The 20,824-nt window shown below is 45.7% G+C and carries 18 protein-coding genes and 1 other annotated feature; of the genes, 3 read left to right on the forward strand and 15 right to left on the reverse strand.

The genetic code is table 11. The annotated features are described in order from the left end of the window. Positions 1-74: 74 nt before the first annotated feature. Entirely contained in the window at positions 75-992 is a 918-nt protein-coding gene (locus MOC09_RS11810) for a DMT family transporter (protein WP_268358096.1), read from the forward strand. Positions 993-1,031: 39 nt separating this feature from the next. On the opposite strand, the gene MOC09_RS11815 is transcribed toward MOC09_RS11810, so the two are convergent. The 9 genes from MOC09_RS11815 to MOC09_RS11855 form a co-directional block, all read right to left on the reverse strand. Next, the gene (locus MOC09_RS11815; RefSeq protein WP_268358097.1) at positions 1,032-2,375 is read right to left on the reverse strand and encodes an amino acid permease; all 1,344 of its coding nucleotides are present in this window, start codon (positions 2,373-2,375) and stop codon (positions 1,032-1,034) included. Between the two features lie 63 nt (positions 2,376-2,438). Next, positions 2,439-2,674: a binding site (T-box leader), on the reverse strand. A 99-nt stretch (positions 2,675-2,773) separates the two neighbouring features. After that, on the reverse strand, positions 2,774-3,808 hold the full coding sequence (locus MOC09_RS11820) for a glycosyl hydrolase family 18 protein (RefSeq protein ID WP_268370593.1): 1,035 nt from the start codon (positions 3,806-3,808) through the stop codon (positions 2,774-2,776). 107 nt (positions 3,809-3,915) lie between these two features. After that, positions 3,916-4,638 (reverse strand): lactate utilization protein LutC, encoded by a 723-nt coding sequence (gene lutC / locus MOC09_RS11825; RefSeq protein WP_268358101.1) that lies wholly within the window; start codon positions 4,636-4,638, stop codon positions 3,916-3,918. Beyond that, positions 4,638-6,077 carry a lactate utilization iron-sulfur protein LutB gene (lutB, locus tag MOC09_RS11830; RefSeq protein ID WP_268370595.1) on the reverse strand — a complete coding sequence of 480 codons (1,440 nt, stop codon included), beginning with the start codon at positions 6,075-6,077 and terminating at the stop codon, positions 4,638-4,640. Before lutB ends, lutC begins: the two co-directional genes overlap by 1 nt. 26 nt (positions 6,078-6,103) lie before the next feature. After that, entirely contained in the window at positions 6,104-6,820 is a 717-nt protein-coding gene (gene lutA, locus MOC09_RS11835; protein WP_268358104.1) for a lactate utilization iron-sulfur protein LutA, read from the reverse strand. 188 nt (positions 6,821-7,008) lie between these two features. Then, the gene (gene yvfU / locus MOC09_RS11840; protein ID WP_268370597.1) at positions 7,009-7,611 is read right to left on the reverse strand and encodes a two-component system response regulator YvfU; all 603 of its coding nucleotides are present in this window, start codon (positions 7,609-7,611) and stop codon (positions 7,009-7,011) included. 16 nt (positions 7,612-7,627) lie between these two features. Then, the gene (locus MOC09_RS11845; RefSeq protein WP_268370598.1) at positions 7,628-8,740 is read right to left on the reverse strand and encodes a sensor histidine kinase; all 1,113 of its coding nucleotides are present in this window, start codon (positions 8,738-8,740) and stop codon (positions 7,628-7,630) included. A 3-nt stretch (positions 8,741-8,743) separates the two neighbouring features. Next, entirely contained in the window at positions 8,744-9,481 is a 738-nt protein-coding gene (locus MOC09_RS11850) for an ABC transporter permease (protein ID WP_268358105.1), read from the reverse strand. Beyond that, positions 9,482-10,387, reverse strand: coding sequence for an ABC transporter ATP-binding protein (locus MOC09_RS11855; RefSeq protein WP_268358107.1), 906 nt, complete (start codon positions 10,385-10,387; stop codon positions 9,482-9,484). Positions 10,388-10,658: 271 nt separating this feature from the next. Between MOC09_RS11855 and MOC09_RS11860 the strand changes: the two genes are divergently transcribed. Together MOC09_RS11860 and MOC09_RS11865 are read left to right on the forward strand one after the other, a co-directional pair. Further along, positions 10,659-11,468 carry an alpha/beta fold hydrolase gene (locus MOC09_RS11860; RefSeq protein WP_268358108.1) on the forward strand — a complete coding sequence of 270 codons (810 nt, stop codon included), beginning with the start codon at positions 10,659-10,661 and terminating at the stop codon, positions 11,466-11,468. Positions 11,469-11,502: 34 nt separating this feature from the next. Next, on the forward strand, positions 11,503-12,714 hold the full coding sequence (locus MOC09_RS11865) for a SpoIIE family protein phosphatase (RefSeq protein WP_268358109.1): 1,212 nt from the start codon (positions 11,503-11,505) through the stop codon (positions 12,712-12,714). A gap of 47 nt (positions 12,715-12,761) precedes the next feature. On the opposite strand, the gene MOC09_RS11870 is transcribed toward MOC09_RS11865, so the two are convergent. The 6 genes from MOC09_RS11870 to ganR form a co-directional block, all read right to left on the reverse strand. Then, positions 12,762-14,051: a glycoside hydrolase family 53 protein gene (locus tag MOC09_RS11870; protein WP_268370600.1), complete on the reverse strand. Its 1,290-nt coding sequence runs from the start codon at positions 14,049-14,051 to the stop codon at positions 12,762-12,764. A 76-nt stretch (positions 14,052-14,127) separates the two neighbouring features. Further along, positions 14,128-16,191 carry a beta-galactosidase GanA gene (gene ganA / locus MOC09_RS11875; protein ID WP_268358111.1) on the reverse strand — a complete coding sequence of 688 codons (2,064 nt, stop codon included), beginning with the start codon at positions 16,189-16,191 and terminating at the stop codon, positions 14,128-14,130. Between the two features lie 18 nt (positions 16,192-16,209). Then, entirely contained in the window at positions 16,210-17,061 is an 852-nt protein-coding gene (gene ganQ / locus MOC09_RS11880; RefSeq protein WP_268358113.1) for an arabinogalactan oligomer ABC transporter permease GanQ, read from the reverse strand. Positions 17,062-17,064: 3 nt separating this feature from the next. Next, positions 17,065-18,321 (reverse strand): arabinogalactan oligomer ABC transporter permease GanP, encoded by a 1,257-nt coding sequence (gene ganP, locus MOC09_RS11885; RefSeq protein WP_268370602.1) that lies wholly within the window; start codon positions 18,319-18,321, stop codon positions 17,065-17,067. Between the two features lie 39 nt (positions 18,322-18,360). Next, on the reverse strand, positions 18,361-19,626 hold the full coding sequence (gene ganS / locus MOC09_RS11890) for an arabinogalactan oligomer ABC transporter substrate-binding protein GanS (RefSeq protein WP_268370604.1): 1,266 nt from the start codon (positions 19,624-19,626) through the stop codon (positions 18,361-18,363). Positions 19,627-19,766: 140 nt separating this feature from the next. Next, positions 19,767-20,759: a galactan degradation operon transcriptional regulator GanR gene (gene ganR, locus MOC09_RS11895; RefSeq protein ID WP_268358118.1), complete on the reverse strand. Its 993-nt coding sequence runs from the start codon at positions 20,757-20,759 to the stop codon at positions 19,767-19,769. Positions 20,760-20,824 lie beyond the last annotated feature (65 nt).

Below are 20,824 nucleotides of genomic sequence, written 5' to 3' on the forward strand. Positions count from 1 at the left end.
AAAAGATTCATTTTATTTATCTTATGTTCTACCGTATCATATGATGGAAACGTACTACAAGGAGTGATTGAACAGTGAAGCAGCTCTCAAAAACGCGGACAGCTCTTCTTCTCGCCTTTCTCGTCATCATGTGGGGCATCAACTGGCCGCTGTCGAAGGCAGCACTCGCTTATTCCCCGCCATTATTATTCGCGGGCATCCGGACGCTGATCGGCGGACTTTTATTAGTCATTGTCGCATTGCCGCGTATTCATAAATTACGCTTAAAAGAAACGTGGCCGATTTATCTTGTTTCTGCACTTTTAAATATTACGTTGTTCTACGGCCTGCAAACGATCGGGCTGAATTACCTTCCTGCCGGCCTGTTTTCCGCGATCGTCTTCTTTCAGCCGGTGCTGATGGGCGTGTTTTCTTGGCTGTGGCTCGGCGAATCCATGTTTGTTCTGAAAGTAATCGGGCTGATCCTCGGCTTTGCCGGAGTGGCCGTCATCAGTGCCGCAGGCTTTGGCGGGCATATTTCTGTCATTGGAGTTCTGCTGGCTCTCGGCTCCGCACTCAGCTGGGCGCTCGGGACAGTATATATGAAAAAGACAGGCAGCCGCGTCGATTCCATCTGGATGGTCGCTTTGCAGCTGACGATCGGAAGCGCGTTTCTGCTTATATCCGGCTTTTGGACAGAAAGCTTTTCTGCGATCCAATGGACGGTTCCGTTTATTGCGAGCCTGTTGTTCATCTCTGTCTTCGTTATCGCGCTTGGATGGCTTGTCTTTTTTACACTTGTCGGCTCAGGAGAAGCAAGCAAGGTCGCATCCTACACCTTTTTGATTCCGCTCATTTCGATCGTGGCCAGCTCCATATTCCTGCATGAACCGCTCACCTTGAGCCTCTTGGCAGGTCTGCTGCTGATTGTGACGAGCATCTGCCTCGTAAATTCAAAATCAAAAGCACAGAAAGCCGCAGCGATTGGTGTAAATGAGAAAGCTGCACAATAATAAAAAAACCTCTTGTCGATGTGACAAGAGGTTTCTCATTTACTGATGTTTGCGGCCATTGATCCAATACGCAATTGTAATCAAAAGATAAATCGCCGCCGTGATAAGGGTTATGACAATTGATGTTGTCATGATAACCCCGACCAGAATGGCAAGTAACGCCAAAACCGCAAACCATGTCGTGTAAGGGAACCATTTTACATAATAGGCCGGTGTTTCTGTTTGCTGTTTTCTCGATTTCAAATGGGCGAATCCGATGATCAGCCAAATGAATAAAACGGTATATCCCAATGAACCCATTAGGTAATTAAACGTTTGGCTTCCAGCGAACAGAGAAATCAATACGCCAATATAGAGTGAGGAAGTGCACATCAGAATCGCAAACATTGGTACATTTTTTGATGAAAGCTTCGAAAAGATCTTCGGAAGCCTTCCGTCAGTTGCCTGTGTATACAAAATGCGTGATGATCCGTATAAACCTGAATTCATTGAGGAAATGATTGCCAGCAGAATCACTGCGTTCATGATATGATCGGCGCCCGGAATGCCAACCATTTTAAAGACCATCACAAAAGGACTTTCCGGAACGGAATTGACCTGATTCCATGGGATCAGGCTGACGATGATGAAAAACGGCAGCAGGTAGAACGCGACAATCCGTGTCAATGTGCTGCGGACAGCTTTCGGGACAACTTTTTCAGGATTCTTTGTCTCAGCAAGCGTTACACCAATAATTTCTGTCCCGCCATACGAGTAAATCACAACAAGCATTGCCGTAATCAGCCCTGTGCCGCCATGCGGGAAAAATCCGCCGTGCTCTGTCAGGTTTGAAAACCCAGAGGCTGTATGATCACCGAATGATACAAATAAGAGCAGCAATCCTAATATAATAAAGACAATAATAACGGTAATCTTGATCATGGCCAGCCAATATTCGGTTTCAGCAAAGATTTTAACAGAAAGCAAGTTCACAATCGTGACGACAAGCGAGATTCCTAATGCCAGCACCCAGATCGGGCAGCCCGGCAGCCAATATTGAATAAAGATCGCAGCGACAACAGCTTCAGCCGCTATGTTAAGCACCCACATTTTCCAGTATATCCAATCCAAGAAGTAAGCAGCGTAATTTCCTAACACCTGCTGGACAAGATCCCGGAAGGTTCTGGCGTTTCGGTTGCGCACAGCCATTTCCGCGAGCCCCTGCATAATAAACAGCAAAATAATTCCGCCGAGCAGGTATGCGATAATGACAGATGGACCTGCCACATCGATCGCTGAGCTGCTCCCTTTAAATAAACCTGCGCCGATGGCTCCGCCCAGCGCCATCATCATAATATGGCGGGACGTCATCGTGCGTTTTAACGTCTGATTGTCCTTTTCCATCCTCTTCTACCTCTCCTTCTCGTTTACAAAAACAAAAAAGCCCGCCGTCTCCTATCTAATAGATAAAGAGACGACGAGCCTTTGGCTGACCGCGGTACCACTCTTGTTGATTCTTCATAAAGAATCCAGCTTTTGACCTGTAACGAAGGTTAGCCGTTAAAACATAGGGAATATTCAATCTATTCCGTTCCGTCTTACCACTCCCGGGCGAGTTCAAAGAAGAATCAGGCTGCGTCGCACCACCCCGCAGCTCTCTTTTCTGATCACTTTCTTTTACTGCTCCCATTCTATGTGTTGTAGTTTTCTGAAAAACTTAAATTTTATGATCTGAATATATTAACATAATATACGTGCTTCTCTTTTCCCTGTCAATAACTTCAGAGAAAAAAAAGAAACTGTTATTTTGTCCCTTTTTGAATGGCTTTCCAAAAGGATTCAGACTCGTTTCCTAATGCATAGACTGAGACGCCTGCTATTTTATATTGCTTTGCCAGATGGCTTTTCGTTTGAATTGTTTTTTCGTTTTCATACCACACGACATGTTTATGCTTCTTTTTGTCAACGTAAGAAAACGTCATCGAACCTGATTTTTTGTTGAATGCCGGCTTTGCTTTCTGCTTCTTGATGAGGGACTTTAGCTCATTCCATTCTCTCGCTGCGCTGCCGCTTCCGTCTTTTACATCCCAGTCATAACCGTACGCGGGAATGCCCATGATGACTTTATTGGCTTTGATTTTTTTGACTGAAAACTGCAGAGAGCTTTTAATCCAGCTTGTGCTTGCCACTGATCCCGGCTCGCCCCATATGCCGTGTTCGTCGTAAGTCATGACCTGTACGTAGTCGGCATATTTACCGATTTTCGCATAATCATACGGCCAGCTCCAGTCATCGTTTTGATCATCGGCGCTTTTGGCTGGAATGGATACCATTGTTTTGATCTGTTTCTTTTTTAGAGCCTGAGAAACATATTGAATAAAGCTTGAATATTTGGATCGGTCTTCTGGATTCACAGCTTCAAAATCAATATTGATCCCGTAGTATGAGTGCTTTTTGGCCAATGCTATTAGCTCGTTTGTGAATCGTTTTTTCGCTGTTTGATTACTCATGACTCGACTCGCTAAATCTCCGTCAAAATCGTAAATGGCGTCATTATAGTTTGAAATGACAGCCCATGTCTTGATTTTTTTCTTTTTCGCATATGTCAGCTGCCTGCCCGGGGCTTCGCCAATGACGTGTCCGTTTTTTTCAAACGCAAACGTATCTGTGGCGATGGAATTCATGTATGTATGATATTTCTCAAGAGAATTGTATGAGGCCGTATTCCCAGTCGTGTAGCCCAATGTTATGCCAGCCGCTTTTGCTTCTGCATTTGAATACATAAACAGAACGATCGCAATCGCCAGTGAAATAGCTGCGATCAGCCATTTTTTCATCGCATTTCCTCCTTTTTTCAAGTCATACTCTTCTCATCGGACAAAAAAATGGAAGTTGAAGGTTTTTCAAGCAAAAAGCCCGGCTGTATAAGCCGGGCTTCCTGTGATCAGCGGTCAGATACGAGAATATATGCAGCTTTTACAGGTCCGTGCACCCCGACGACCAAATCCATTTCGATGTCGGCTGAGTTGCTCGGTCCGGTAATATAGTTGACGCATGAAGGAACAGTGAAGCCGTCCGCAATGTTTTGGCGGATGATTTCACTGGCTTGTGTCATTCTAGGCACGATACTTGATTTGGGCACAATCGCAATATAGGTCGTTGGCAGAAGGCTGACAGACCGGCCGATATCTTTTGAAGAAAAGAGGACAACCGTTCCCGACTCAGCCAGCGTGATTTCACTGAATGTGATCCCTACATTGGCTTGCTCCGCTTTTTTGATATTTTCTTCGCCTTTGTCAGCATCCCACTCCCAGACCGGCGTTCCTTCGTTCGGCCAGTCCTTGGTGAGCAGGCTTTTTAATCCGTATGCTTCAAAGCGGGGGTCCTTCGGAATGATGACAGGGCCTCCGGAAAAGCGGCTGACCTGCTCGCGAAGAGCATCGTAAAGGCCGGTTGAATCGGTTTCAATCAGCTCTGTATGGATTTTGACACAATGGTTTTTGAGCACTGTGACTAAGTCATCGACTGAATATCCCTCAAGTGTTTTATATTGCGGCTGATGCGTCCACTCAGGGACTGCCACGCCTCCTGTTCTTCTTTCACGGCCCAGGCGAGAAGCGATCCGGTTTAGAAAGCTCTCTTGATTCTGAACGGTTCCCTTCATCATCACTGCTCCTCCTTCGTGTGTTCACGTGATTCTCTGTCTGTAAACCAGTCTCTAAACCTTGATTTGTGCGGAGCCGGGAAATCGCGGATCTGGGTCCAGTTTTTGAGCGGGCCAGGCCCTTTCGAAATTTTTTCATCTTCTGTAAAAGGTGTCATGGCGGCTGGCGCCCATTTTGATCCCACTTTATAAAGCGACAAAGAGGACGCGCCAAGTCCGAACGCTTTCATCGCAAGCTTTTCACTGATCGGCGCTCTGCCTTCTTTTTCGACGATGTTCTGGCGATGCTTGAGAAGCAGCTCATGAAGCGGAATTTTGACAGGGCAGGCTTCTGAGCAAGCCGCGCACAATGTGGACGCGTACGGCAGCTCCTTATAATCGTCATAACCGCCGAGCAGCGGCGATAAAACCGCTCCGATCGGCCCCGAATAAATTGAGCCGTATGAGTGTCCGCCGACATGGCGGTACACAGGACAGACATTGATACAGGCAGCACAGCGAATACATTGCAGCACAGACTGAAATTCCGTACCGAGAATATTGGACCGGCCATTGTCAACAATGACCAGATGGAATTCCTCCGGCCCGTCCACTTCCCCTTCCAGCTTCGGGCCTGTCAAAGCCGTAATATAGCTCGTCAGCCGCTGTCCGACAGCGCTTCTTGTCAGCATGCTGACAAGGACTTCAAATTCAGAAAATGATGGAACAATCCGCTCCATTCCCATCACGGTGATTTGCGTTTTCGGCAAGGTGCTCACAAGCCGTCCGTTTCCTTCATTGGTTACAAGGCTGACAGACCCCGTGTCAGCGATGGCGAAGTTACAGCCGGTAATGCCGATATCCGCTTCCAGAAATTTTTCACGGAGAATGGCGCGCGCATGCATGACAAGCTCTTCCGGTTTTTCTGTATGTTGATAGTCCAGCCTTTCTTTAAACACATCGCGTATCTGCTCTTTATTTTTATGAAGGGCGGGCGCTACGATATGTGATGGCGGATCATGATCATCAATCTGTAAAATATACTCGCCGAGGTCGGTTTCGATGACTTCACAGCCTTCCTTCTCCAGCACCTCGTTCAGATTGATTTCCTCTGTGACCATTGATTTTGATTTCACGATTTTCTTCCCGTTCTTCTTTTGAATGACGTCGCGAATATAAGAAGATGCCTCTTCCGATGTTTCCGCGAAATAAACATGCCCGCCTCTTTTCGTTACATTTTCAGCAAGCTGGCCGAGATAGAAATCGAGGTTTTCAAGGACATGCTGCCTGATTTCCTCTGACAGCGAGCGCCACTCTTCCCAGTTTCCCAGCTCTTCGGCTGCTTCAAGGCGCCGTGTCCGGAGACGTTCCTGCGCACCTGAAACAGCGCCTCTCATAAACTCATTATCTATCCCCTGTGATACCCGCTCTTTAAAAGCGTCAGTACCGATTTTCATCGCCATGATCCTTTCCCCCTCTGAATCCAGTTTTATCTGCTGTTGAGCACTTCGGCGATGTGCATCACTTTGACATTCTTGTCTTTTCTGTCAAGCCGTCCCCCGATATTCATCAAACAGCCGCAGTCAGCACCGATCAGCACCTCTGCTCCTGTTTCTTCGACACATGCGACTTTTTCATCGACCATCTGCTCAGAGATCTGCGCCATTTTGACGGAAAACGTTCCCCCGAATCCGCAGCAGTTATGTTTGCCCGGAAGCGCTGTGAATTCCAGGCCCTTTACATGGCTCAGAAGCTTCATCGGCTCCTCCCGAACCCCAAGCAGCCTTGTCATATGGCACGACGTATGTAAAGTCGCTTTTGTATGAAGGGTCGCGCCGACATCCTCTACCCCAAGGACGTTTACGATAAAATCCGTCAGTTCATACGTTTTATCCGCAAGCTTTTGCGCTTTGTCAGCCCATTTCGGATCATCCTGAAACAGATGCGGATACTCCCGGAACATCGTCGTGCAAGAGCCGGAAGGACTGACAACATATTCGGAATCCTGAAACGTTTCAATCATCCGTTTCATTGCTTTTTTGGCGTCATTTACATAGCCGCTGTTGTAAGCCGGCTGCCCGCAGCAGATCTGCCCCTCCGGAAAATCAACCTCACATCCAAGCCGCTCCAGCAGCTGAACCGTTGCTTTTCCGACGTTTGTTTGAAACATATCAACAAGACAAGTGACAAAAAGTGAGACTTTCATGATGAACCCCTCTCTCATCCCCAATATATGATCTGGTCATCAGATGACCTGAGTTAAAATAACTATATCAATATCGTACACTATTCTGACAATAGAAGGAAAGGGTTTTCTGGGGATATTTTCATTTGCAGGCATATAAAAAACACTCCTGATCTTCCAGAGTGCAGTAAATAGTGAAAAGTTTATGGTTAGATCCAGCCTTTTTCCTCAGCAATGCTGGCGGCTTCTGTCCGATTTTTCGCATGAAGCTTTTGGATGATTTCTGATATATAGTTTCGGACTGTGCCTTGAGATAAATAGAGCTCCAGCGTAATGTCTTTTGTTGTTTTGCCTAAAGCCGCAAGCCTCAGAATTTCTTGCTCTCTAACGGTTAGCGGATTTTCGTCTCGCATCATATTAAATGTCAGCTCGGGGCTGAACACCCTTTTTCCCTTTACACACTTTCGGATGGCATCGGCCAGGTCGTCAATTTCTCCGTCTTTCAGCAGATAGCCATGTACGCCTGCTTTAACGGCGCGTTCAAAATAGCCGGGGCGGGCAAAGGTGGTTAAAATAATGACCTTGCTGCCGCAGCCTTTTTGCACCAATTCCTCTGCTACATCCAGTCCGCTTCGAACCGGCATTTCAATGTCCATAATGCATACATCCGGCTCCAACTTCAATACAGCTTGTAACGCCTCTTCCCCATTTAGTGCTTGTCCGATGACTGTCATATCCTCTTCTAAATCAAGCAGAGATCCTAAAGCGCCCAACAGCATTCGCTGGTCCTCAGCAATAAACAGACGAATCATTCTTTTCGTCCTCCTATCATTCGGCTTTTTTAATCAGCGGAATCGTCAATGTCACAACCGTTCCGTTATGATCTGAAAGCGTTAATCCCCCTTCAATGAGCATCAGCCGTTCTTCCATTCCGCTCAGCCCATTTCCAAACGTTTTCTCCTTTGCTCCCTTTCCGTCATCCCGTATCACAACTTTCATTTTGTCAGCAAACTGTGAAATGGTGATGGCGCAGTGGGTTGCTTTGCTGTGCTTGATGATATTGGTCACGGCTTCCCGCATACACATACTGATAATATTTTGAGTAACGGGAGATATTGCTGAAAAGTCTTCGTCCCCTTCGTATTGAAAGGTAATGTTCCCTGTTTTTAATATGTGCTGGATGTTGGCGAGCTCCTCTGTCATTGTGACCGTTCTCATGTCAGAAACAAGCTCACGAACTTGCTTGAGTGCGGCTCGAGAGCTTATTTCCATTTCTTTTGCCTCAAGCCGGGTCCGATCTGAATCAGATGTTGCCAGCCGCTGAATCAGCTGGCTTTTTAATGTAAGGAGCGACAGGGTATGGCCGAGGGTATCGTGAAGATCACGGGCGATTCGCACGCGCTCCTGCCTTTTGGAGAGTTCCTTTATCTGTTCATTTGCTTGGTCAAGCTTCGTTTCAAGCTCAATTCTCCGAAACATTGAACGAATTCCGAATGGAGAAATGAGCATGATGACGAGAAACGGGAGAACAGAAAAAAGCTCTCGGAGCGAGACTGAGTTCGCGAAAAATTGATAAAAACAGGGAAAAAGCAGCATAAAGAGTAAACCGCAGAACGCACGGTTAAACTTTGTTTTCTCTTTGTAATAACCAACAAAGTTTGCCGGAAAAAAACCTAAATAGATATAGGTAATATGGTAAAACAGACTGTATACCAAAATCACTGCCATTTGCACGATAAGCCAATACGTAAATGAGATTTTGCCCACGCTGCAAAACAGCTGGCGATATGCCGCAACAAAAAGAAGCAGCATGCCATAGCCAATCACCTGTTTGATGCCTGATTCTTTCAATAAAGATAGGAACGGCATAACCGTGTACACCAGAAAGATATAAGGGAAAAACCCGAATTCCTTCGGGAAGATTGCTATTGCCTTTTTCATGTATTACACCGCTTCTTGTTTTCTTCTCATATACTTAAATAGTAGCATGAAGAACATCAAATAAGCGATTAATATTAGAATATGTTTCCCGGACGGGCTCCCGCCTTGGACAAGTTCCCACGCTCCGCTCCCGAAATGATAAGACGGAAGCCACCGGCCAATGTTCTGCATCATGTCAGGCATGACCTCAAACGGCATCCACATGCCGCCGCCTAAAGCCAGCAGCATGTAAAGCACATTACTGATTCCGGCCGCTGTTTCTACCTTTCTCATGAGACCGATTAGTGTGCCTAATGCTAAAAACGGGAATGCGCCAAACAAAATCCACAGTCCGCTCATGATCCATTCAAACGGCGGCAAGGCAATGTCATTGATGATTGCGCCGAACAGAAAAATGACGGCAATCGATAAAACGTGAATGACACTTTGGCCGATCATCTGAGCTGATAAATAGATATAACCCGGAAGAGGCGTAATGCGGAGAAAGGAAGTCCAGCCTTGTGACCGTTCTTGAACCATACGGATGCCAAGCGTCATGATAGAGGAGCCCATCACGCTGAAGACTGTCATCGACATTAAGTAATGAGCGTCCCATGCACGCTGGTCAGGAACGTTGGTATTGACTACATTTGTAAATAGATAATAAAAAGCAATCGGCATGATCAGCGACCAAAGCACAAAGTACTTATTCCTAAGAACCCTTTTTATTTCAGCGATGCTTTGCTTCTGCAGCATGTTCACTCACATTCCCTCCCTGTTTCCGTCAGCCAGTTGGCGAAATGCCTCATCGAGCGTTCCTTGCTCAATCCGGATATCGCGCGCCTGTATGTTTTCTTGAAAGATCAGTGCTAACACTTTGTCTGTACTTGATGTTTGGATGATGGTTCTTTGATGCTTTTGGATCACTCGCTCTACTTCCGGGTGTCGAGACAGCTTTTCCAATGATTCATCTGAATGGAGCGTAAAGGAAACAGACTGTTTTTGAATTCTAGAGCGGAGCTGCATTGGTGAGCCGTCTGCCACAAGCCGCCCTTCAGCAAAAAATAGGATTCGCTGTGCGGCATCATCTGCTTCCTGTAAATAATGAGTTGAAAAAATAATTGTTTTTCCTTGGTCCGCCAGTCCATGAATGGTCTGCCAGAACCGATGTCTTGATGATGTGTCCATTCCGACGGTCGGTTCATCGAATATAAGCAGCTCCGGGTTCCCGGCAAGAGCCAAAGCAAAGTTCAAACGGCGTTTTTGTCCGCCGGATAATTTTTCTGCTCTTGTTTTCAAATCTTCTTTTGTGAGTGCTGTTAACGCAACGAGTTCTTTCATAGACAATGGATGCGGATAATAGCTTTGAAAGAGCTCGAGGATTTCAATCACCTTTAAACCCGGCATGACACTCACGTCCTGAAGCATCGCCCCCATCTTTTCCCGCACCTGTTGATCATCGGGAACCCGATTAAATAGTTTGATATCTCCCTCACTTGGTTTCAGCAATCCTAATATCATAGAGATGACAGTCGTCTTCCCTGCCCCATTCGGCCCGAGAATAGCTGCAATTTCTCCTTTTTCAATGCTGAAGCTGATGTTGTGTACAGCTGTTTTTTGCTGAAAATGTTTTGTCACATTGCTTACTGATACTGCCTCATTCATCACATGAGCACCTCCTGATCGCTTACATTGATTGTAAAATGACGGAGAAGATGACGTTAGTATGGGGTGTCATGATATCAAAGTGACATATGTCATATTCTTTCTAACCGCAGAGTTCTAGACAATCCATCCTCTCTACATCTTCTAATTCAACTAGCTTGCCTATGCCGCCTTTTTCTTTTAAACTAACTTTTATTGAAAAACACACTATTGCAACCTATGAGTGGTATGATATACATATTGAACTTTATTTTCCGGCTGAAAGGAGCCAATCATGAACAAAGCGATTTTGTCTCGAAATGATGTGAAGGTGAGTGGTAGCGGCAAAGCATCTATCATTTTCGCTCCTGGTTTTGGCTGCGATCAAAGTGTGTGGAATGCCGTCGCGCCAGCCTTCGAAGAAGAGTATCGGGTTATTTTATTTGATTACGTCGGTTCCGGGAATTCGGATTTACGCGCATATGATCCGAATCGTTACGGAACACTTGACGGCTATGCCCAAGATGTTCTTGATGTTTGTGAAGCTTTAGAACTGGAAGAAACCGTATTTGTAGGTCACTCTGTCGGAGCTGTGATTGGGATGCTCGCTTCCATCCGCCGTCCGGCGCTGTTTTCCCACCTGGTCATGGTAGGCCCTTCCCCATGCTATTTGAATGATCCGCCTGAGTATTACGGAGGTTTTGAGGAGGAGCAGCTCCTTGGCTTGCTGGAGATGATGGAGAAAAATTACATAGGCTGGGCAACTGTATTTGCGGCTACTGTTCTGAATCAGCCAGATCGCCCTGAAGTCAGGGAAGAACTCGAAAGCCGTTTTTGTTCGACTGACCCTGTGATTGCCCGTCAATTCGCAAAAGCCGCATTTTTTTCTGATCATCGGGAAGATCTTTCGAAGGTAACGGTTCCCTCTTTTATTCTCCAATGCGCAGATGATATCATTGCCCCTGCAACAGTAGGTGAGTATATGCATAAACATCTGCCTTATAGCAGGCTAAAACAAATGGAGGCTCGCGGTCATTGCCCCCACATGAGCCATCCGGAGGAAACAATACAGCTGATCAGCGATTATTTGAAAGTACACGTGTAATATAGGAACGAAAGGGATTGAGGTGACCCTCTGAATGGACAAACAATTGAATAATGCACCATGCGGTTTCCTCACTTTGTCAGAAGAGGGTTCAATAATAGCGGTCAACCGTACTCTGCTCAACATTCTAAAATACGATCAGGAACAGGTAATCGGCCAGCATATGGATACAATCTTGACTGTTTCCGCACAGCTTTTCTACCAGCTCTATTTTGTTCCGCTTCTGAAACTGGAGAAGCACATTGAAGAAATGTACATTTCCCTAAAAACAAGAGATGGAGAAGACATTCCCGTCCTTGTCAATGCCGTGGTAAGAGCAGATCGCGGAGATTCTATTACCGAGTGTGTTCTGATTCCAATGCGGAAGCGAAATGAATATGAAAATGAACTGTTGATGGCCAAAAACGCGGCCCAGGAAGCTTTGCATGCCAAACAGAAAGCCAATGCGGAGTTAGAGATTGCGTTGGAGACGCTGAAGGCAAAACAAGAAGAACTCCTTGAGAGCAACAAGCAAAATCAGCAATTTAAATTAAACACCAAAAGAGAGCTTGAGCTCGCCAGAAGAATTCAGGAAAACTCGTTAACTGAGCCGATTGTAAACGGTCAAATTCAGATTGATTCTTATTACAAAGCATCCAGTGACTTATCGGGTGATCTTTACGGATTTTATCAAATCGATGAACATCGTTACGGCATTATTATCCTTGATGTGATGGGGCACGGGATTTCATCCGCTCTGATTACAATGTCACTTCATCCTTTGTTTCAGCGCCAGATCACGCAAGGCCTCGGTCCTGTCAAAGTCATGAAGGAATTAGACCGCCACCTTCATAGCTTGTTTCAAAATGATGAGGAAGCCAGACATTATTGTACTGCCATTTATCTCGTCGTTGATACTGCGCGGCAAAAAATTGATTATGTCAACGCAGGGCATCCTCCCGCATTATGGCAGGACGCCGATGGAACTCAACATCTGCTGCAAGCAACCTCACCTCCGATCGGGATGTTTGAAGACGCGGTGTTCCAGTCAAAGAGCCTTCCATACACGAAGGGCGGAAGGCTTCTTCTTTATACAGATGGTGTGATGGATCCTACGGCTTCATGTTATTTATTTGATTTATTAAAGGCTCATCCCGATTTGCCTATTGCTGACCTGAAAGAAAACATCCTTACATCACTTGATCAACATAAGGAAGCCCAGCATCAAAGTGATGATGAATGTTTTATATTAATTGACCTAAAATGATCCATGAGACATAACAATGATTTGTTGCATCTCATGGATTTTCTCTTTCAGCGTTTCTTCAGGTTATGGCCTGTCTCTGCATATCGAAATACCTGCAAGGAAGGCAACGGGTGTCCGGTAAAATCAAACAAAGCTTGGTTATCTACAGCACTTCCCCCAAACCACTTTCCGGCATCTTCAGGGTCATATTCAGCAGCATAGCTGGAGGCCCACCCTGAACCGTATGTTTCCCATAACAGTTTGTTTTTCTCTATCTGCGTTTTCGGCCCGACTGGAATCCACGCCGGCTCCCAATAGAAAACGCCAAGTCCTGCCGTACCCGTATTTGCTACGGCTTCCATCACATCTCTTACCGCATCTGCCTGGCCTTGAACGGAAATCGGGTATGGCAGCGTCTGCCCGCTTTTAGGCGCTGTATTTTCATGCCCGTCGCCATCCTCAGCGGTATAGGTGTATGACGTTTCTGCCACCATGACTTTTTTGCCGTACGTATCAGCGACTGCCTTCAGTACGGAGGTCAAATTTTGTAATGTGCCGTGCCAGAAAGGATAATAGGAACTCGCAAATACATCATAATCCACTTTGTTTTTGCTGAGGGTTTCCGCAATAAATGAATACCTTCCAGTTGTTTCAGGATTGGTAAAATGCAGGGCGACCAAGATGCTGCGGTCTGTTTCCCTGACCGCTCGGCTTCCTTCATTAAACAATTGGCTCATCTTCGCCCAATCCGTTTCGCCGGCAAAAGCCCCTGTGGTTTCATTTCCGACCTGAACCATGCCGATGTCTACGCCTTCCTTGATCATCTTTTGAAGGCTTTGCTTCGTATATTCATAGAGCTTTGCTTTTTTAGCTTCAAAGCTGAGATTGGCCCAAGCTTTGGGCACCTTCTGTTTCCCAGGATCAGCCCAGAAATCAGAATAATGAAAATCAGCCAGCACCTTCATTCCGTTCGCTGTCGCTCTTTTTCCGATAACGATGGCTTTTTGAACATCATTGTTTCCCCCGCCATACCCATTGCCACTTGAATCATATGGGTGATTCCAGATGCGGACGCGAACATAGTTGACTCCAGCCTGCTTTAAAGTTGTAAAAATGTCCTGGCGTTTCCCGCTTGTATCGTAAAAGGTGACACCGCTGTTTTCCAAAGCAATAATGCTGGACACATCTACTCCTTTGATAAAGTTCTTGTTCATGCCCGCTACCTTTTTAACGAAAAGGTCATTTGTCCGAAGCTCTGGCACATGTTTCTCTGCCTCAATGGCCGCAGCATATCCTGATGAACTACATGCACTCCACACGATGGCAGCCACAAAGAACATTTTCACTTTGCTTTTCATGATTTCATCCCCCGATTTAGTAAGCGTCTTCATTCCGTAGAAAAAAGAATCCGCCCATACCGAGCGGAGCAACAGCCTAATGTGTGTTTACAACAATTCTCACTTCATACTTTTCCATCGTCAGGTCGCCTGACAATATGTCTCCTGTCATCATATCCTTCACACTCTGGTCAAACGTGACCAGCTGCTTTTCTTCCGTAAAATTCATGACAAATATATAATCATTGTCCTGATCCTGCCTCGCTTGTACGGACACGCCTTTTCCGTGCAGAACCGGAAAAACAGGAGAAAGAGACAGATCTGTAATCAGCCCTTCATAGAAATCACGATGAAATTGATCTTCCAAACGCGCACCGATAAAATACGCCTTGCCCTGCTGGTATTGATGGCTTGTCACTGCTGGCGTACGCGCATAAAAATCTTCTTGATACACCGCTTCTGCTGAAGCGGTCTTTACATTGATCACCGTTGCATAATCCTTCATTTCATAGGTTTGGCTGCGGTAGCTGACAGCATTTCGATCCTTCGGATACAGCGTGTCAGTTTCAAGAGGCTCAATCCCGAAAATAGCCTGCAAATCCGGATGCCATCCGCCTGTGTACGTTAAGTCATGCTCATTTACAATCCCGCTGATATACGTCATAACTAAAGTGCCGCCATCAGCCGTAAACGCTTTTAAACGGGAAATAGTGTCCTCGCTGATTAAATACAGCATCGGGACGATCAGCAGTTTGTATGGTGAAAAATCTTGTTCTTTCGTAATGACGTCAACAGGGATATCATGCTCCCAGAACGTGCGGTAATGCTGCTGAAGCGTTTGCGGATAACGTTTTGTCGCCTTCGCAAATCCCTGAGCATCCTCGAGCGCCCAGTGATTTTCCCAGTCATATAAAATAGCGGTTTCAGCCGGACGCTTCGTCCCGACAACCTCGGACAGCCGTTCCAGTGTCTCGCCGACTTTGGCCACTTCTTGAAAGACGCGGTTCTTCGGGCTATTGTCATGATCCACAACCGCCCCGTGCAACTTTTCTGATGATCCGCGTGATTTCCGGTATTGGAAATAGAGAACGCTGTCCGAGCCGTGGGCAATCATTTGCATGGACGACAGCAGATTCATGCCCGGGCGCTTTGCTTTGTTGACGTGATGCCAATTGACTGCGCTTGGCGTACATTCCATTAATAAGAAAGGCTGCTGCTTCAAGCTCCGGTATAGGTCATTGATGAAGCCCACCTTCATCGCCAAATCGGCTGTGCTTTCCCAGTCATTGTGCCAGACTGGATAAGCGTCCCAGCTAATCACATCGACATGCTTCGCAAATTTGCTGTAGTCGAGGCCCTGATACGGAATCAAATCCGGCGTGTCTGCCATAAAGTTCGTTGTGATCGGAATATCAGGCGTCAATTCCTTCAGCGGAACGATTTCGTTTTCATAAAACGAAATCGTCTGATCTGTGACGAACCGGCGCCAGTCTAAGTTCAAGCCGTGCAAGCCATTTTCACCGATCGGCGAAGGGCTTTCAATTTGTGACCAATCATTGAATGTGTGGCTCCAAAAATGAGTCCACCATGCATGGTTCAGCGCCTTGAGGCTGTTGTCATATTTCGATTTCAGCCACTCCCTGAAGGCATGCTGGCATAGATCACAGTGGCAATCTCCCCCGTATTCGTTTGAAATATGCCACAATAACAGCGCCGGGTGATTGCCGTATCGTTCTGCTAATAAGCGGTTGATGTGACGTGTTTTTTCTCGGTAGACTTTAGATGTGAGGCAGTGGTTGTGCCTTCCGCCGTGCAGCTGTTTGACACGGGAGGCATTGACACGCAAAACCTCAGGATAGGTTTGCGAAAGCCAGGCAGGACGCGCCCCGCTTGGCGTTGCTAAGATGACTCTGCCGCCTATGCTGTGAATCTGTTCAAAAATATCATCCAGCCATTCAAATTGATATACGCCCTCCTCCGGCTCAAGTGCGCTCCATGCAAAAATGCCGACAGAAAACGTATTCGTATGAGAAAGCTTCATCAGCTTGATATCATCGGCTAAAATATCGGGCCGATCGAGCCACTGATCGGGATTGTAGTCTCCTCCGTGGAGCATAAATTTTGCTTCTGTTACGAGCGTTTTTTCAAGCTTTGACATCACATTCTCCTCCTTATTCTCTTAGCCTTTCGTTCCCCCTGCGGTTAAACCGGACACAAAATTCTTTTGCAGCATGATAAAGATGACAGCAACCGGTATGCTGATGAGGAGAGCTCCGGCTGCAAATGTCGTATAGCTGGCCCCCATGACATCATTTACTAAATTGAATAGACCGACGGGCAATGTATAGGATTCAGGCGTTCTCAATATGGTTGAGGACAGCACAAAATCTCCGAGCGGGCCGGTAAAACCGTTCATGGCGACCACTGCCGCCATCGGTTTTGATAGAGGCAGAATGATCTGGAAGAAGATTCTTGTGCTGCTGGCTCCATCAATCTTGGCGCTTTCATCTAAATCCATCGGAATGGAATCCATGTATCCTTTCATCAAATACGTATTCATCGGGATCAGGCCGCCGATATAAAGCAAGATTAACAGCCAGTGGCTATTGATCATCCCCAAGATTTGCGCCAATACAAACAGGGCAATTAACGCTGAAAACTGGGGAATCATTTGCAGCAATAAAAAGAGAGTTAAAGCGTATTTCCTCCCTTTAAATCGAAACCGCGAAAACGCATAGGCGGTAAATGTCACACAGATCAAAGACCCTGCCATCGTAAACAGGCTGATCTTCATTGAGTTGATATACCACTGCACATATTGAAGGCTTTCTTTGCCCGCAAATAATTCCTTGTAATGGTCGAGAGTCGGATGCTTCGGAATGATGGATGTACTGACCAAGCTGTTGCCGGGGTTAAAGCTTGCGCCTGCTGTCCAAAGGAGAGGATACACAATGATGACTGCCATACAGGCTAACAGCAAGTAAGAGAAAAGGAGACGGATATATTTTCTGACCTTCATATCTGCCAGCATGCCTCATGCCTCCTCTTTAAAAGACTTTGTCCGTCTGAACTGCCACAATGCGATGGAAATGACAAACACAGATAATAGAATTGTTAAAGCAGCGGCAAGTGAATATTGGCTGGACTGCATTGTCAATTTATAAATCCATGAAACGAGAATATCTGTCCCGCCGGCTGTTGATCCGGTTACAGCCGGACCTCCGCCATTAAATAGATAGATAATATTAAAGTTATTAAAATTAAACGTAAACTGGGTAATGATAATCGGAGCCATAGCAATGAACACCATCGGAAGCGTAATGTACCTCAGCTTTGATAAGACAGAAGCGCCATCAATCGTTGCCGCTTCATACAGATCGTCCGGTATGGATTGCAATACGCCTGTTGAGACGAGAAAGATGTATGGAAACCCGAGCCAGCCCTGCATGAGAATCAGCGCAAGCCTCGACCAATTGGCATCTGTCATCCACGGAAGCGGATCTATCCCGAAGAAAGCCAAGATGTCGTGATTCATCGCGCCGAAGCTGTCATTAAACAGCCCTGCAAAAATTAAAATCGTTACAAATCCGGGAACGGCCCATGGCAAAATCAGAATCGTCCGGAAAAAGCGTTTAAAACGAATGTCTTTCTGATTGACGATGATCGCGAGAAAAATCCCAAGGCTGACTTGCAGTGTGGATGCAGCAAGTGTCCAAACCACCGTCCAAGCCAGCACATCAAAAAAAGTCGACCTCCATATATCAACTGTGAAGATATTTGAGAAGGTTTGAAAACCGACCCAATCGATTAATTTTGCAGGAGGAGAATGATACAAATCATAGTTTGTGAAGGCTAATGCAAAGCTGAATAAGATAGGGAATATCACGGCGAAAATTAAAATAAACAAAGATGGGCCGCTGACGACATAAGGATAGCCCTCAGAAATGATATGCTGGTATTGTTCCTTTAAGGAACTTAATGGCTTGTTTTCATCACGCTGTTTTCCGCTTTGAAACGCATCGCGAAGATTCACATAATACACCGCAAGGCCAAAGCAGGTCACAATCACAGCGATAATCCCTTCTGCCAGCAGAAACACGGAATTATCCCGCGGCACCTCTGTTCCCAACGTAAAGATTCCCCAAAACCCCATATTAAGCAGATCTCCAAAGACTGCAAAAAACGATGCGCCTAAGAGAAGAAAGACAAAACCTTTGATCCATTGCTTGTTATAAAATTGCCCCAGCCCCGGAATAATTGACAGCAACAAAGCGATTTGACGATGCTGCACCGTTTTCACCTCTCTTACAATACAAATCTAGGTTTCTCTTTATTTTCCGCTGTGCTTTGCCTTGATTTGTCCTTTGGCCGTTTCAGCAGCTTGATCCAATGCTTGTTTTGGGTCCGCTTTTCCGGTTGCAATTGTTTGTAATGCTGAATCAGCCGGCGTCCATATTTCATTCATTTCCGGGATATTTGGCGTCAGCTCTGAGTAGCGGGATTGTTCAGTAACCGTCCGTGCCGCCTCGCTTTTCATAATTGCCGGATCATTGGCTAAGGATTTCACAGCAGGGACTTCTTTCGTTTGTTCATATCGTGTTTTAGAATTTTTTTCGTTTGCCAAATAAACAGCTAATTCTTGCGCCAGCTCCGCATTCTTTGAAAATGCACTGACGTTGTAGCTTTTGACGCCGATAAAGGAACTCATGTTTTTCCCATTGTCCAGCTTCGGCAGCTTCGTTATGCCAAAATTGATTCCTGCCTTCGAAAAAGCTTCTACATTCCACGGGCCTGAGATAATCGCGGCGGCTTTTCCTTCAGTGAACAGCGATTCCAGCACATTAATCCCTTGCTCTCCAATAATGCCTGCCGGGAATAAACCCTCTTTATAAAACTTTTGAATCAGCGCCGCACCTTTGACAGCGCCTTCATGATTGATCCCGATGTCAGACGGGTTATAGCTGCCGTCTTGATCCTTTCCGAAAATGTATCCGCCATATCCGCTCATCACACTTTCCGCGTAATAAATTTGATCGAACAGGGCTAAAAATCCAAACTTTCTTCCGTCAGCTGTCTTTTTAGAATAGTCGTACCACTCTTCCAGTGTTTGCGGCAATTCCTTCTCTGAGATGAGATCTTTGTTGTAAAAAAGCACTGTCGTTTCCACTGCTTTAGGCAGACCATAAAGCTTTTTGTCTACCATTTGAGACTGAATAGAGGCGTCAGTATAAAGCGATTGAACGTCCTTTTTGACATGTAATTCCTTGAGTAATCCCTCCGTGACAGCTGTTCCGATTTGGTCACCGGGCATTGTTAGCACGTCAGGACCTGTACCGGCCGGTCCGTCCATTCGCAAATCTTCAATCTGCTGGGCATACGGTTTTTCCACGACTTTAACCTTTATATCATGCTCTTTTTCAAATGCAGCAACAGCGTCTTTGATGCCGATGCTTTTTTCTTTATCCTCCCATACGACAAGCTCTGATCCTTTTGAACTTGATTTGGCACTGCTGCTTTCCTTTGGGCCGCAGGCCGCCAAAGATAAACTGACAGCCGCGCATAGCATGAATACGGTACACTTTTTTATCATTTTCATCGATTGTCACCCTTTCGGCATAAATGAAAGCGCTTTTAAAATAATATAGCACGACTGAGAAAATGTGTAAACAAACTATTTACTTCTAACAGTAAATTTTTTTACTTAAACAAAAAATGGCTTAGTCTCCTAAGCCATTCTCAATTCATACTCTTTCTGACGATCAATTCCCCGCCAATATACAATGTTTTTACCGTTCTTCTCTTGTCCTGCACTTGTTCAAGCAGCAACTGAACAGCATTTTTACATAATTCATATATATCAATGTGAAATGTTGTCAAAGGGGGCGAGACATACTTTGCGAAGCTGATGTTGTTGATGCTAACAACGCTGACCCTGTTCGGTATGGCAATACCATTTTCGTTCAGGGCTTGCAGACAGCCTACTGCAATCGGGTCCGCCGCGATCATAAAAGCGGTCGGGAGCTGATTGCCTAATGTGTCAATTGCTGCTGTCATCAGGCGGTAGCCGTTTTCTACAGAGAACCCGCGATGACAGAAAATATACCGCTCGTCCAGCATGCCTTTTTCCTTCATATAGGATCTGAAGGTTTGTTCACGGATGTCCATTTCATCTTGATTGGTGTTTGGATTTTTGTATGTGCCGCCGATAAAACCGATGTTCTTATGTCCCTTTTCGCTCAGCATGTTTATCGTTTTTCTTGTCATTTGGGCTAAATCAGGCCTTACTGAGTCAAAATGATCGGGATCAGGCGTTGAATCGATAAACACGCCGTTTTCAGTGAGATTTCTGAGGAAAGCCAGCTCTTGATCAGAAAATGTGCCGACGGCAATAAACCCTTCGGTATGTTCAGGGATGCGTTCGATTCCATCCGATATTTTATACGTTGTCATGTCGACATTGAATGCTTTCGCCAGTTTTTCTACTTCTAATCTCATTGTTTTAAAATAGACATCTTCTAACTCCTCTTTATCTGTCAGCCAATATAAAAAAGCAATATGTTTCACCAGCGGCCTTACTGTTTTCTTGCGGTAATTGAGCTTTTCCGCTGCTTCATAGATTTTCTCCCGTGTCTCATCAGGAACAGAAAGGCTTTCATCGTTATTTAAAACACGGGAAACGGTTGAGATCGAAAATCCCGCTTCCTGTGCGATATCTTTAATTGTCGCCATTGCATCTGCCTCCATTATTCAGCTTGCCGTTCATTTTAGTAAAACATTTTACTTTCTTTCCCGCA

This window comes from Bacillus sp. N12A5 (assembly GCF_026790125.1).
GTDB lineage: Bacteria > Bacillota > Bacilli > Bacillales > Bacillaceae > Bacillus.

Coding starts and splice junctions, on each gene's coding strand:
- MOC09_RS11815 (WP_268358097.1), bottom strand. CDS start 2,375: ATGGAAAAGGACAATCAGACGTTAAAACGCACGATGACGTCCCGCCAT.
- MOC09_RS11820 (WP_268370593.1), bottom strand. CDS start 3,808: ATGAAAAAATGGCTGATCGCAGCTATTTCACTGGCGATTGCGATCGTT.
- lutC (WP_268358101.1), bottom strand. CDS start 4,638: ATGATGAAGGGAACCGTTCAGAATCAAGAGAGCTTTCTAAACCGGATC.
- lutB (WP_268370595.1), bottom strand. CDS start 6,077: ATGGCGATGAAAATCGGTACTGACGCTTTTAAAGAGCGGGTATCACAG.
- lutA (WP_268358104.1), bottom strand. CDS start 6,820: ATGAAAGTCTCACTTTTTGTCACTTGTCTTGTTGATATGTTTCAAACA.
- yvfU (WP_268370597.1), bottom strand. CDS start 7,611: ATGATTCGTCTGTTTATTGCTGAGGACCAGCGAATGCTGTTGGGCGCT.
- MOC09_RS11845 (WP_268370598.1), bottom strand. CDS start 8,740: ATGAAAAAGGCAATAGCAATCTTCCCGAAGGAATTCGGGTTTTTCCCT.
- MOC09_RS11860 (WP_268358108.1), top strand. CDS start 10,659: ATGAACAAAGCGATTTTGTCTCGAAATGATGTGAAGGTGAGTGGTAGC.
- MOC09_RS11865 (WP_268358109.1), top strand. CDS start 11,503: ATGGACAAACAATTGAATAATGCACCATGCGGTTTCCTCACTTTGTCA.
- MOC09_RS11870 (WP_268370600.1), bottom strand. CDS start 14,051: ATGAAAAGCAAAGTGAAAATGTTCTTTGTGGCTGCCATCGTGTGGAGT.
- ganQ (WP_268358113.1), bottom strand. CDS start 17,061: ATGCTGGCAGATATGAAGGTCAGAAAATATATCCGTCTCCTTTTCTCT.
- ganS (WP_268370604.1), bottom strand. CDS start 19,626: ATGAAAATGATAAAAAAGTGTACCGTATTCATGCTATGCGCGGCTGTC.
- ganR (WP_268358118.1), bottom strand. CDS start 20,759: ATGGCGACAATTAAAGATATCGCACAGGAAGCGGGATTTTCGATCTCA.